Source organism: Lactiplantibacillus daowaiensis (assembly GCF_005405085.1).
GTDB lineage: Bacteria > Bacillota > Bacilli > Lactobacillales > Lactobacillaceae > Lactiplantibacillus > Lactiplantibacillus daowaiensis.
Genome location: NZ_BJDJ01000001.1, coordinates 1 through 13583 on the forward strand (window position 1 = coordinate 1; position 13583 = coordinate 13583).

Consider the following 13583-nt stretch of genomic DNA (forward strand, 5'->3'; position numbering starts at 1 on the left):
GTAAAGAAAAGGAACCCCGTTCGCAAGTGAACGAAGTTCCACATAAACCCTCCATCAACACCCGTTGACAAAGAGCCCAATATGTAAATGTTGCGTACGCAACCGCCTTAACGTGGTACTGTTCGCCGCGGTCGATGTTTGGCCCGGTCGGCGAGCCCAATACTAATTAACAACGCCCCATCAACTCGTTGCATCGTTTGCTCATCTAAATGAGTTACGCGATCTTTTAAACGCTGCTTATCAATCGTTCGCACCTGTTCCAATAAAACCACTGAATTTTTTTCGATTCCAGTATGCGCAGCATTGATATTGATATGCGTTGGCATTTTTGTTTTTTGGACTTTCGCGGTAATGGCCGCTACAATGACCGTCGGACTGTAGTGATTCCCGACGTTGTTTTGAATGATTAAGACCGGCCGCATCCCGCCTTGTTCAGACCCCACGACTGGCGATAAGTCAGCATAAAAGATGTCGCCTCGCTTAATGTCAGCTGCGGCCATCGCCTCATCTCCCTTTATACAGACGCCTTGCAAACTAACGCCCCCACAGCTACGTCAATCTGCCTATTCTTGAAGTTAATCATAGCATGAAAGCCCGCCATTTAGCAACTGTAAGCGTATGACGGACCAACAACGCCCCTCGACTAATCAGCCAAGGGGCGTTGCTTTGTTTAACTTGATTTAATTTTTACACGACTGGATCACTTATTCAGCATCGGTATAAACACGTGGCAATCGTGTGGCTAACCCACAAGCAATCTCATAGTGGATCGTCCCACAATAATCCGCGATATCTTGCAACGAAATCGTCTGATCACCGTCAGTCCCAACCAATGTGACCGGCGTGCCGACTGGAACTTCGTGTGGTAACCGGACCATCATTTGATCCATGCAGACCCGGCCCACAATCTCACAAACTCGACCGTCAACTAAAACATGGAACCCTTGTAAGCGCCGTTCATACCCATCGGCATAGCCAATCGGAACGGTACCAATCCATTCTGCTTGCTTGGCAGTATACGTCGCACCATAGCTAATCGACTTACCCGCAGCGAGATGTTTCACAAACGATAATTCCGCAGTCAAACTTAACGCCGGCTGTAACCGATAGGGCGCACTTAACGCCGTGCCTGATGGATTCAAGCCGTAGAGGGCAACCCCAAAACGGATCATGTTACCATTGCAAGCTTGGTGCCATAAACTAGTGGCTGAATTTGAGACGTGTACATAGCGTGGCAACTCATCCACCGCCGCGATCAACGTCTTCCAATTAGTTAATTGTTGTATGAAGTACGTGTCATCTGCTTGATCAGCAGTTGAAAAATGGGTAAAGATGCCTTCGAAATCAAATGGCGATTGTGGTTGACGCAACGTTTGTACCGCAGCGGCCAAATCGGCTGGTGTTTGAAAACCGATTCGTCCCATCCCAGTATCTAGTGCCAAATGCACATGTAACGGTGCGTTAACTTGATTTGCCGCCAAGACAGTTGCGGCTTGTGTCAGCCAAGCTTGTGACCCAACTGCTACTGAAATCGCCTTTTCGGCAATTAAAGCCGCATATTCTGGTTCCACGATTCCTAAAACTAAAATAGGTTCCGTCAATCCCGCCTGGCGTAATGCTAAAGCCTCATCTAAAATAGCCACACAAAATCCCGTTGCGCCAGCTTGTTTAGCAGCTTGCGCCACTTGAATAATCCCATGTCCGTAGCCATTGGCTTTAACGACCGCCCACAACTCGGTCAAGGGATCTTTGCGTGTCATTTCCTCACTAATATTATGTTTAATTGCCTGCAAGTCGATTTGAACTTGTGTGTGGCGGTGTTCCCCAATTACAACCATCACTCATTGCCTCTTTCCAAAATTACTTGTGTCATGACGAATTGATCAGTATGTGATATCGAAACCCAAGCTGACCCGGCATAAGGGTGTTTGGTGATTTCCGGCCGCCCAGCCGCATTATCCAAGATTTCAATATCTTGGAAACTCACTTGAGCGCCAATCCCAGTCCCAAAGGCCTTACTGTAGGATTCTTTAGCTGAGAAGCGACCCGCGATAAATTCGACCCGGCGTTTAGCCCCATAAGTCGCAAAGACCGCGCGTTCGGCTGGTGTCAGCACCTTTTCCGGTAATTTTAACCCAGCTTGTAACATTGCATCGATTCGAGATAGTTCCGTTAGATCAATGCCAGTTCCGTAAATCACGACCCCATCGCCTTTCAAATATGATATTTCCAATTTACCACAGTCGCTTAGAATGTAACAGTCCGTTTACATGCAATCTTTTCACTCACGAGTGAAGTCTACGCACGTAATGGTTCCCTATCATTCTAGCATCTCTGGGTACTAAAAAAGTCGAGGCAAGCCTCGACTTCTCTTGAAAACTAGCCGTTAGCTAGTTCACTTTATTTGTCTTAATCGTTTGTCCGGATAGTGAAGTTCCGCTTGCTACTTTGCTTACGGCCATCATCATGGTTCCGGTTGTTGCTACGATTGTCTTCGCGACTCCGACTCTTGTAACCGTTGCTCTTACGATCGTTGTTATTACGACGATCCCGATCGCGGTCACGATCACGGCTCCGACCATTGTGTGAGTAATCACGGTGACGACCATTGCCGCCGCCCCGGTTACCATTACTACGGTTCCGGTTACCACGATAACCACCACCACGACGGTTACCGCCGCCACCCTTGTGACGAGGTAATGGACGTTCTGGGGTAATCTTAACAGGTACAGCCGTTGCATCGTCTTTAGTTAAGTCGTTCAATAAAGCTGCGACCAAGTCAGTTGCATCATACTTTTGTAGTAATTCAGCAGCTTGTTCAGCATACTTATCTGTTTCGGTCTTAGCAACCAACGTATCAACATCTGCTTCAGCAGCGGCGATTTGGCCGGCAAAAGCTTCAGCTTCAGTTGGTGGCTTCAATGGTAACATCCGCTTCTTAGTCAACTTTTCGATGACCCGCAAATATTCCATTTCATTTGGCGTTACAAAGGTCAATGAAACCCCTTTGTGTCCGGCCCGACCAGTCCGACCAATCCGGTGAACATAACTGTCTGGATCTTGTGGAATATCATAGTTATAAACGTGAGTCACACCAGAAACATCAAGTCCCCGGGCAGCCACATCCGTTGCCACTAAAATATCCAACTTACCAGCTTTGAATTGACGCATGATTTGTGTCCGCCGTTGTTGGCTCAAGTCCCCATGAATCCCCGCAGCATTGTAGCCACGAGCTTCAAGACCTTTAGACAATTCGTCAACGCGACGCTTCGTCCGACCAAAGACGATCGTTAATTCAGGTGCCTGAACATCGAATAAACGCGTCATAATGTCGAATTTTTCGTATTCTTTGGCTTTAACGTAATATTGATCAACCGTATCAGCGGTCATTTCTTTTGATTTAATCTTAACGTGATGTGGTTCCTTCATGAACTGAACCCCGATCCGCTTGATTTCAGGCGGCATCGTGGCTGAGAACAACATCGTTTGCCGTTCGTCGGGCACTTGTTTGATAATTGATTCGATATCTTCTAAGAAACCCATGTTTAACATTTCATCGGCTTCATCTAAGACCAACATCTTGACGTGGTCTAACTTAACGGTCCCACGACGAATGTGATCTAATAACCGACCTGGCGTCCCAACAATCACTTGTGGGTTTTGCTTCAGGTTTCTGATTTGGCGGCGGATATCCGCACCACCGTAGACAACTTGGACTTTCGCCCGTTCGTCTTTACCCAAACGGAAGATTTCTTCTTGGGTTTGGATGGCTAATTCACGCGTTGGTGAAATAACTAAAGCTTGGATATTATGATTGTCAAAATCCAAGCGTTGGAGGATTGGTAACGCAAACGCGGCGGTCTTCCCGGTCCCGGTTTGGGCTTGCCCAATCACATCTTTACCAGCTAAAACCATTGGAATGGTTTCGGCCTGGATGGGAGTAGCTTCCTCGTAGCCTGCTCGATTAACTGCTTTAAGTAGGCTATCGGATAAGCCTAATTCTGTAAACTTCAAATATGTTTCCTCCTAAGGATGACACCATGGGATTACTGGCAGCTAGAGAAAAATCCGTTCTCCGTGATGCGCATGCAAGTAAGCCAACGGTCTGACTTGTTTCTATCTTTCAAAATGGTACAACTGAATTATCATACACCGGTTATTCTAAATTAGCAAGCACAGGAAATCAACGGTCAACCCTTGCTAAATCACCAATCACAGGCCCCGACTCAATTGGTTATGCTTACAAGTCATGAAAAAAAGACTAACTTTTCAGTCAGTCTTTCATAATTATTTTAATTTTAAGCTTCTAGCGCCGCCAAAACATTTTCCAAATGAATCCCATGACTACCTTTTAATAAGACTTCATCATCCGCCGTCACGTTTTGTTTTAAATCACTAATTAATTGGGGTTGTTCATGCGTTGGGTAATAATGGATGGCCGCTGCCGGATACTTGGTCGCCAAGTCTTGCGCTAAAGCCCGCATATGTTCACCATTCAAATAAACGGTTTGAATAGTTTGCGGATCAAGCTCGGTTGCTAGACTAGCATGTAAGGCATCGGCTTGTTCACCAAGTTCCAGCATATCGCCTAATACCGCGATGCGCTTACCACTCGTTGGGGTCGCTGCAAATGCTGCTAAGACCCGTTTGGCGGCCGTTGGATTTGAGTTATACACATCACTCAAAATCGCTTCACCATGCTGGCCGGTTAACCATTCAGTCCGGTTCTCAGTTGGGACAAACTTAGCCAAGGCGTTCCGGGCTGCGGTATCACGAATATGGAACGTATCAGCAACTAGCAAGGCCGCCATCGCATTGTTTACATTATAAGCACCCATCATCGGAATCGTGAACGGCGTTTCTGGCCATAGGTTCGCTGTAAACTCAGTCGTCGCTCGACTTGTTTTGATCTCACTTGCCGCCAAGGTATTCGTTGTGGCTAAGCCGAAGGTCCGTTGCCGTTGGTCAACGTCTTGGGCACGGGCTTGTAACAACGGTTCATCACCGTTGAAGATAAAAGTCCCATCTTCTTTTAAGCCATGAATGATTTCCATCTTGGCGTCCGCGATTTTATCCCGGGTCCCAAAGAATTCAATGTGAGCTTCGCCAATCATCGTAATCACAGCCACATCCGGTTGGACTAACCGACTGAGAAAATCAAGTTCACCAAAATGATCCATGCCCATTTCAACGACCACAACCTCTGTATTGGGTTCCATACTCAATAACGTAATCGGCACGCCGATTTGATTATTGAAGTTTGCATGGGTCTTCGTCACATTAAATTGCGTGCTCAACACACTGGCAATCATGTCTTTCGTCGTTGTTTTCCCATTACTCCCCGTAACGGCCACAACTTTAGGATTAATCTTTTGTAAATAGTACTTGCCTAGTTGTTGGAGGGCCACTAACGTATCTGGTACCAAAATAACCGGCAAAGACGTCGGTGCTTGTTCAGCATGTTCAGTTGACCAGAGGGTTGCCACGGCACCATGATCGATTGCACTTTCAATAAAATCATGCCCATCATTAGCACCCATTAACGGGACAAACAAATCGCCGGCCGTTAATTGCCGACTATCAAATGCGACCCCCGTAACCTTAACATCAGGCCAAGCTTGTTCTGCATTAGTCGCTTGGACGGCTTTGGCAATTTCGGTAACTTGCATCTTCATAAGTTATAACTCTCCATTCACGGTTCTTCATTGGCTGAGAACCCGTATTCCTGACTATTCGTTCATTAATCGAGCGAGTCAGTTTTTCAGCTGACAAAAAAATGACTGTTCGCACTCAAAATTATACCACTTTGTCCCGTGAAAGTGGGCATCACCGATAATCAGCCACCAAAAAACGAGTTCAAGAGACCGCTCCCAAACTCGTTATAAGTCCCGTATCACGGGCACTAGGTGCTTATAAATGATCCTCAAAAGCCGTTTGATCATGCACTTGCAACTCCCATACACTCGTGACGAAGTTAAACTTCAACGTCGCAACATTATGGGTATGTTGGCCTTCATCATTGCGGGCAGGATCAAACACTTCAATGTCGTCATTCGCTACTTCAGTATGCACTGGAACTAACAACTGACGTTGCCGGACCATCGACTGATCAAAATAAATGAACAAACCATCTGCCATCAATTGAACCAACTGTTTAATGATTGGTTCTGGTACCCGTGGGACCCGAATCGTCCGCATAAACATCCGGCGACCATGATAAGCCGCTAGTGTATGCCGAACAATCGACGCATTCAACACATGGCTAAATGCTGAGATGTAATAGAAGTAAAACTTAATGCCACCATTGCGTTGTTCCAAAAAAACATAGTGGTTGCGTAATTTATAATTAAACGGCGAGCGAATCGGCCGATTCATGTGACCCAAATATAATAACTCCGCAATCTCAGTTGCCGTTAAAAAGTCCAAATCACCGACTTCATCATAATCCATCCACTTGACTTGATTGGGATGGGTCTGCAACAAGAAACGACGAATATCATTTTCATCATTGATGACGTTCAAACCAGTATGGGCATTCACCGCATGCTGCTCATCATCAACACCGACTAACGAGACTAAGTTATCGGGCAAGCGTTTGATACCGTGCACGAAATCGCTCTGGTCAATTCCATAGGCAAACACTAAATTATCAATTTTTTCTAAATTGGCGTAAATATATCTGCGTTGCAATCGACTCACTCTTTCAACTGTCTATTTATTAATTACATTATAAGCCGTTCAGCTCAAAATAGCTGGCTTGAATTACATCTTTTTTAATCGCGCGATCCGATCCGCAATCGGCGGATGCGTCGCTAGTAAATGGGCCCAAGACTTTTTCTTGATTGGATCAGCAATGTACAAAGCTGCACTACTGGGATCGGCTTGTTGCATCGGCTGACTATCGTCGATTTTGGTCAGTGCCGCAATCATGCCTTGGGGGTTACGGGTCAATTCAACACTCCCCGCATCCGCTAAGTATTCCCGATTTCGTGACAAGGCCATTTGGACCAAGCTAGCTGCTAAGGGTGCTAAAATAATCACCACAATCGCCACTAACATCAAAATCACTTGTAAACCACCATTGCCGCCTTCACGGTCATCATCTCGGCGCCGGCGACCGCCGCCCCACCAAAATGAATTCATGCCCCAATTAACCAGTAAGCTAATCGCAGCCGTTAACGCTAAGGCAATCGTTTGGAGCCGGATATCATAATTACGGACGTGGGTCATTTCATGACCGATCACGCCTTCCATTTCTTCTCGATTCAAACGTTGCTGAATCCCAGTAGTCACGGCAACGGCCGCATGCTTAGGGTCATTCCCAGTCGCAAAGGCATTCGGGCTAGGGTCATCAATAATAAAGACACGCGGCATCGGTACTTTGGCTACCAGTGCCATATCTTCAATGATATGCCATAGTTCTGGATCTTCATCAACACCATGCAATTCACGCGCATGATTCATATTCATGACCACATCGGTCGATTGTCCGACCATCAAACCCACATAAACCAACGACACGATCAGGGCTAAAATCAAGCCCCCAACAGTACTATCAAAGAACACGTACCCGACTGCCGCACCAATTGCGGCAACTAATAAGACAAAAGCGGCCATCACGTAAACCGTGTGCCGCTTGTTGCGGGCAATTTGCTCAAATAACATGGGCGTAACCTCTAATCTTGGTCATCATCATCAAATGAAACCGTTGGTGCGGTCTTTTCAGCTTCAGGAACAGCCAAAAATTCAGCCGGTTGAAAGTGATGAATCCCCGCCACAATATTTGTGGGAAATTGTTGTAACTTCATATTGTAACTAGCCGTGCTGGAATTGAAGAGTTGCCGCGAATAAGCAATCTTATTTTCCGTATTGGTTAATTCTTCCATTAATTTACCAAATTCTTGGTTTGCTTTTAAGTCAGGATAACTTTCAGCTAACGCAAAAATAGACTTTAATGAAGACGTCAATTGATCCGAAACCGCCATCGCTTGTTGATGATCACCAGTCGGAATCTGAGTCATTTGGTTCCGCAGTTCGACAACCTTTGCTAAAGTCGTCTTTTCATGTTTGGCGTAACCTTTGACCGTATTGACCAAGTTTGGAATCAAATCATTTCGCCGCTTTAATTGCACGTCAATTTGACTCCATGCTTCTTGTGTATACATCCGGGCCTTGACCAAGCCGTTATAAATAATGGCATAGATCGCAATAATCACCAGGATGATCGCAATAATAATTAATCCAACCATCGAGTGGTACCTCCTTCTATATTCCTACCCATTATTATTGTAACGTGAATTGGTCACGAACAACAACTGGTCGTGAAAATTTAATACTTGTTATTGAAATGACTCGTAAATGACTTTTGCACTTTGGCAGGCGCTTGTTTAAAGGCCCACTTTTGGACATACTTGCCGCGAATCATCAGACGGCCGGCACCTGTTTTATCACACGTGATCAACGTGACTAACTTCTGACCGACAACATCATCGATCACTTGTACATCGGTTGCCTTAATGAAGGTCCGTTCAGTCGTCTTATACGCATAAATGTGAGTCACATCTGACAAGTAGATCATCTGACCGACTTTGCTCTTATAGTAGAGTGGGCTAAATAATGCACCATGTTTGATCATGTGGTGACCAGCTAACGCATAGTTGCCTTGCCCCATCGTCTGATCAGCTTTCATGGTGCCCGCCGCTAAAGCGAGCGTCTCATTACTGACCCCTTTGCCAATTGGCAAGTACAGGTCAACTGATGGAATTGCAATCGAGCCAACCACATTGATGGCGCTTTTATTTAGTCGCGCTTTGGCCACCGTTTGAAAGTCGAGCGACTTTACTTTTGAAAAATTAAAATTGCCCGTTTTCTTTTGATTCTTTTTGACTGCTTTGGCCGTGACCGCCGGTGAATACGAACTGACCAACCAACTCTTAATTTGTTCATTAAAGATCAATGCCAGTGAAATCGCAATTAAAATTACGAAAACACCGCGCCCCAACCATTTCAATCCGGAATGTTGCTTTTTTTGCATGATTCCGCCTCCCATATACTCAACGACCCCATTAACGATAGTCTACCGTAAATATACCTTAATTTGACTTAATAAGAAAGGTAGCGGTTTTATTTCGCCTTAATAATTATTTAATACTTATCAAAATCATAACACTTGATTTATTTAATTGTTTTCTGATATGCTAGGTCCAACAAATATAGAAAGTAGGTTGGACCTATGGATATCTTGGTAAAAAATGATCTCACCCAATTAATGCAACAACGCGATGCTGGACCATTCATCGCCATCTATCTGAATACTGATGCCGTCTTAAACGACCTAAACCGCCGCCGCTTACAATTAAAACAACTTGTCGCTACGGCAGAACAGCAGTTGGCCCAACGCTTTCCCAAAGCCAGTTGGCGCCCATTCAAGGTTCAATTCGACCGTTTAGCTGCCGATAATAGCTGGTGGTTACAACACACCGGTCCGCATACTGGCCTGATTGCTAATGCCCAAAGTTTAATGGCCTTTGATTTACAAACGCCAACTGAAACTCAGGTCATCGTCAACAGCATGCCGGCGATCCGCCCAATCATTGCCGACCGTCAGCAGCAATTCGACTTTGACTTGCTCGCGCTTAGTGAAGACAGTATGGCCCTCTATCAACAACGGCAGGGGCAATTGATTTTAGCGCCGTTACCAGCAGATGCGCCGACTGATTTAAAACAAACCTTAGGTGACGAAAAACGCGGTGGTGATTTGAACTTTAACTCCAGTCCCGCTCACGGCGTTAATTACCACGGTCACAATGCGAAAGCCGAAGAACGTCAAATCGACCAACGTAACTACTATTTACAAGTCGATCAATATATTTTAGACCACTACTCCAAGCAATCACAGCGGCCGTTAATTCTAATTGGTTTAGGCCATAATCAAGCGGTCTACCGAAAGTTAAGCAAGAACCCGTATTTGTCACAACACTTAATGCTGGAGCAATCACCAAACGGCATGGACTTAACAGCGATGCAAGCCGCCGTTAAACCGATTCAAACCAAATGGCATACGCAACTGACTGATATCTTGCTCAGTCGTTACGATCAAGCTAAGTCGCGTCAACTTGCAATCGATGACCCATTCGACATGATTCGACCTGCCCTAGCTGGCCAGATTGACACGCTTATTATCGCCGACGATGCTCAAGTTAGCGGCACCTTACATCCAAGCGATGGCACCGTCACCACTGATTTGCCGTTACCAGATAACTTGATCGACGACCTAGTGGACGAAGTTATGAGTAAGCAAGGCCAGATTCGGATTATCCCAGCCAGTCGAATGCCAGTTGAAACTGCCGCTTTAGCACTACTACGCTACTAAGTATTAACTTGCTAAAAGCTACTGTAATCAAAAAAGTCAACCGACAATTGTTGGTTGACTTTTTTCAGTCTTATCGAATTAAGCTAAGCGATTGCACCTTGCCCATCACCACTTAGATTATACTTGACAGAACGCTAAAGTAAGCGGTACCATAGACTGGTAAAAATAGCGTGTTACTGATTCGATCAGGCATAACCTACATTACACACGTGTCACGTGCAATTGTAGGCTTTTTTTATGCAACAAACGGGTTTGCACACTCAGTTTGGGGGCGCTTAAGTGAAATACATTAAAAATTTCAACAACAACGCGGCGCTGGTCGTGGATGAACATCAGACTGAATGGATCGTACTTGGAAACGGCGTTGGGTTTGGACACCATCCCGGTGACCATATTCCAAAAGACAGGGTTGCTCGCTACTTTAAGGCCGATACAGCTAATAGCGAGGTTCTCGACACGCTGGGAAACTTTCCATCGGCAATTACAGATGCAACACTACAGGTAGTCAAAGCAGTAGAAACTACCTTGCAAGTACAGTTCACTGATTATCAATATCTAATCTTGGCGGATCACATTGACTTTGCCTGTACGCGTGCGCGCAACGGCATTACCCTATCGGACCCTGCCAATAAATGGGAAGTCCGCCAACTATTTCCGAAAGAATTCGAAGCAGCGCGTCAAGCAATACTAACGCTGGACGCAGCGTTAGGCATTGATCTACCCGATGACGAAGCGACATATCTTACTTATCACTTCGTTAATGTGAAAAATGAACAAGAAAATCTGCAGGACACCATTGCGATCTCACAACTCACTGTCAGTGTCATTAAAATTGTCCAATTGCAGTATCAGATGACATTAGATGCGGAATCTTTCAATTATAGCCGCTTTGTGTCACATTTGCGGTACTTCTTCATTCGTAAGATCAAAGGCGATACAGATGTTAGTCAAGCACTGGATCCTAGCTTATTGATGCTAATGCGCAGCAAATATCCACGGGAATCTGCCGTGGTTAATATCATTACAAACTATCTACACAAAGCTCGTGGGTGGGAGATGGCAGACAATGACAAGGTGTATCTTATCTTACATGTCTGGCGCGTCACGCACCGCGAACAAACTAAATAACCGGGTGTGTTACTGGTAAGCAGGCATAAACCCAAGGCAACCCCTCACCGGGGAGGCCTTGGGTTTTGCTGTTTTCAGACACAGAAAGGGTGACAAACATGGCTTACGAACAACTAGCTGACGAAATCATTAAAGGTATCGGCGGCAAAGACAATGTAATTAGTGTAGTTCATTGCACAACGCGGCTCCGTTTCAAACTAAAAGATGAGCATCAGGCCAAAACCGACTGGCTTAAGGCGTTGGACGGCGTGGTCACAGTCGTTAAAAGTGGTGGTCAATATCAGGTCGTCATTGGTAACCAAGTCGCCGATGTCTACGATACGCTGATTCGTCGTGCCAATCTGCCAGATGGCGGTATCGTACCGGATGATACGCCCAATGTTGCAGAAAATACCGGCAAGAAACTGAGTTTGTTGGATAAATTCATTGACCTTATTTCAAGCATTTTCACCCCAACACTAGGACTCTTAGCGTCTACAGGAATGATCAAAGGCTTTACTTCAATGTTTCGTTCATTAGGCTGGCTGGCACAAACTGACGGTACATTTATTATTCTCAACGCAATTGGTGATGCGTTCTTCTACTTTTTGCCAATCCTACTTGGTTACTCGGCAGCCAAGAAGTTCAAACTCGATCCATTTATTGGTATGGCGATTGGGGCGGTCTTAGTCTATCCAGCAATCGTCGGACTAGCACCGGCGAATATTGCGGCGGGCACTAAGCCATTGATGACACTTTTTGCCGGCACATTTCTTGAATCACAAGTGTATACCAAGTTTTTCGGCATCCCAGTGTTAATGATGAATTACACGTCATCAGTGATTCCTGTGATTCTCTCTGTTTGGGTAGCATCAAAACTAAAGGTCATCATTGACAGAGTCATTCCCGCAGTCGTTAAAACGTTTCTTTCTCCACTTTGTACCCTGCTAATCGTGGTCCCACTGACACTTCTAATCATCGGACCACTGGTAAGCTGGATGAGTGAAGGTGTATCCGCTGGCGTAATCTGGCTATACAAACTCGCCCCAATTTTGGCCGGTTTGATTCTCGGCGGTCTCTGGCAAGTTCTTGTGATGTTTGGTTTACACTGGGGATTAATTCCAGTTGCCATGCTCAATCTGTCAACTATTGGTAAAGATCCGATCCTTGCTTTAATTACCGGTGCTTCTTTCGCACAAACCGGCGTTGTGTTAGCCATTATTCTGCACACAAAAAACGTCAAACTCAAGGTACTAGGTACATCAGCCTTTATTTCCGGGATCTTCGGTGTAACCGAACCCGCAATCTATGGTGTCACCTTACCACGTAAAAAGACATTTATCTTCAGCTGCATTGGCGGTGGCATTGCCGGCGGCTTACTAGGTCTTTTTGGCAGCCAACAATATATTATGGGCGGTATGGGCATCTTCAAGTTTCCCGCTCTGATCAGCCCTAAAGGAATGTCATGGGGCTTTTACGGGGCATTAATTGCTAGCGCTGTAGCCTTTGCAGTTGGCTTTTTACTCACGATGTTTCTGGCTAAACGTCACGACATCGATCCAGAACCAGTCGCTGTAATGGCTAGTGACACGAACACGACTCCAGTTAGCACTCCCGCACCAAGTCCGACAACAACCGTTGCAACCGAACAGTTGCGCGCTCCAATCGCTGGCACCGCACTCCCTTTGACAGCAGTACAAGATGAAGTTTTTTCGTCTGAATCAATGGGACAAGGTGCAGCAATCGAACCAAGTGATAATAAAGTCGTCGCGCCGGCGGATGCCACAATCAGTCTGGTTTTCCCTACCAAACACGCAATTGGCCTGCATACAGATTTAGGGGCGGATATCCTGATTCATATTGGCATGGATACGGTACAACTAGAAGGTGAATACTTCACGGCTGCAGTCAAACAAGGTGACCATGTTTCGGCCGGGCAATTATTGATGACCTTTGATGCCACAGCCATCAAAAATGAAGGTTACGTTCTCACGACGCCAATCATCATTACTAATACGACTGATTACAATCAAGTTCAAGCGCTAACTACAGGCGTCGTCACCACAGATAACACGTTACTGACACTTACAAAATAATGATTATG

General features: G+C 45.6%; 12 protein-coding genes. 3 read left to right on the top strand and 9 right to left on the bottom strand.

Annotated elements, in window-relative coordinates; all coding sequences use genetic code 11:
* Nucleotides 1-107: 107 nt before the first annotated feature.
* The 9 genes from FFM75_RS00005 to FFM75_RS00045 all read right to left on the bottom strand — a co-directional run bounded on the left by FFM75_RS00005 (nt 108) and on the right by FFM75_RS00045 (nt 9034).
* Nucleotides 108-500 (bottom strand): type II toxin-antitoxin system PemK/MazF family toxin, encoded by a 393-nt coding sequence (locus FFM75_RS00005; RefSeq protein WP_137627134.1) that lies wholly within the window; start codon nt 498-500, stop codon nt 108-110.
* Nucleotides 501-704: 204 nt separating this feature from the next.
* Nucleotides 705-1838 carry an alanine racemase gene (alr, locus tag FFM75_RS00010; RefSeq protein WP_137627135.1) on the bottom strand — a complete coding sequence of 378 codons (1134 nt, stop codon included), beginning with the start codon at nt 1836-1838 and terminating at the stop codon, nt 705-707.
* Nucleotides 1838-2200: a holo-ACP synthase gene (gene acpS / locus FFM75_RS00015; RefSeq protein ID WP_137627136.1), complete on the bottom strand. Its 363-nt coding sequence runs from the start codon at nt 2198-2200 to the stop codon at nt 1838-1840. Before acpS ends, alr begins: the two co-directional genes overlap by 1 nt.
* 209 nt (nt 2201-2409) lie before the next feature.
* The gene (cshA, locus tag FFM75_RS00020) at nt 2410-4014 is read right to left on the bottom strand and encodes a degradosome RNA helicase CshA (protein WP_137627137.1); all 1605 of its coding nucleotides are present in this window, start codon (nt 4012-4014) and stop codon (nt 2410-2412) included.
* Between the two features lie 284 nt (nt 4015-4298).
* Nucleotides 4299-5675: a UDP-N-acetylmuramoyl-tripeptide--D-alanyl-D-alanine ligase gene (locus FFM75_RS00025; RefSeq protein ID WP_137627138.1), complete on the bottom strand. Its 1377-nt coding sequence runs from the start codon at nt 5673-5675 to the stop codon at nt 4299-4301.
* Between the two features lie 235 nt (nt 5676-5910).
* Complete coding sequence (locus tag FFM75_RS00030) at nt 5911-6699, bottom strand: hypothetical protein (protein ID WP_171001396.1); 789 nt, start codon at nt 6697-6699, stop codon at nt 5911-5913.
* Nucleotides 6700-6762: 63 nt separating this feature from the next.
* Nucleotides 6763-7665 (bottom strand): zinc metalloprotease HtpX, encoded by a 903-nt coding sequence (htpX, locus tag FFM75_RS00035; protein ID WP_137627140.1) that lies wholly within the window; start codon nt 7663-7665, stop codon nt 6763-6765.
* An 11-nt stretch (nt 7666-7676) separates the two neighbouring features.
* Nucleotides 7677-8249 (bottom strand): LemA family protein, encoded by a 573-nt coding sequence (locus tag FFM75_RS00040; RefSeq protein WP_137627141.1) that lies wholly within the window; start codon nt 8247-8249, stop codon nt 7677-7679.
* 80 nt (nt 8250-8329) lie between these two features.
* A complete protein-coding gene (locus FFM75_RS00045) occupies nt 8330-9034 on the bottom strand; it encodes a class A sortase (protein ID WP_137627142.1) in 705 nt (234 codons plus the stop codon).
* Nucleotides 9035-9232: 198 nt separating this feature from the next.
* Here FFM75_RS00045 and FFM75_RS00050 point away from each other — a divergent pair, with 198 nt between their 5' ends.
* The 3 genes from FFM75_RS00050 to FFM75_RS00060 all read left to right on the top strand — a co-directional run bounded on the left by FFM75_RS00050 (nt 9233) and on the right by FFM75_RS00060 (nt 13575).
* Entirely contained in the window at nt 9233-10372 is a 1140-nt protein-coding gene (locus FFM75_RS00050; protein ID WP_137627143.1) for a baeRF6 domain-containing protein, read from the top strand.
* Between the two features lie 279 nt (nt 10373-10651).
* Nucleotides 10652-11500: a PRD domain-containing protein gene (locus tag FFM75_RS00055; RefSeq protein ID WP_137627144.1), complete on the top strand. Its 849-nt coding sequence runs from the start codon at nt 10652-10654 to the stop codon at nt 11498-11500.
* 98 nt (nt 11501-11598) lie between these two features.
* Entirely contained in the window at nt 11599-13575 is a 1977-nt protein-coding gene (locus FFM75_RS00060) for a beta-glucoside-specific PTS transporter subunit IIABC (protein ID WP_137627145.1), read from the top strand.
* Nucleotides 13576-13583: the final 8 nt, after the last annotated feature.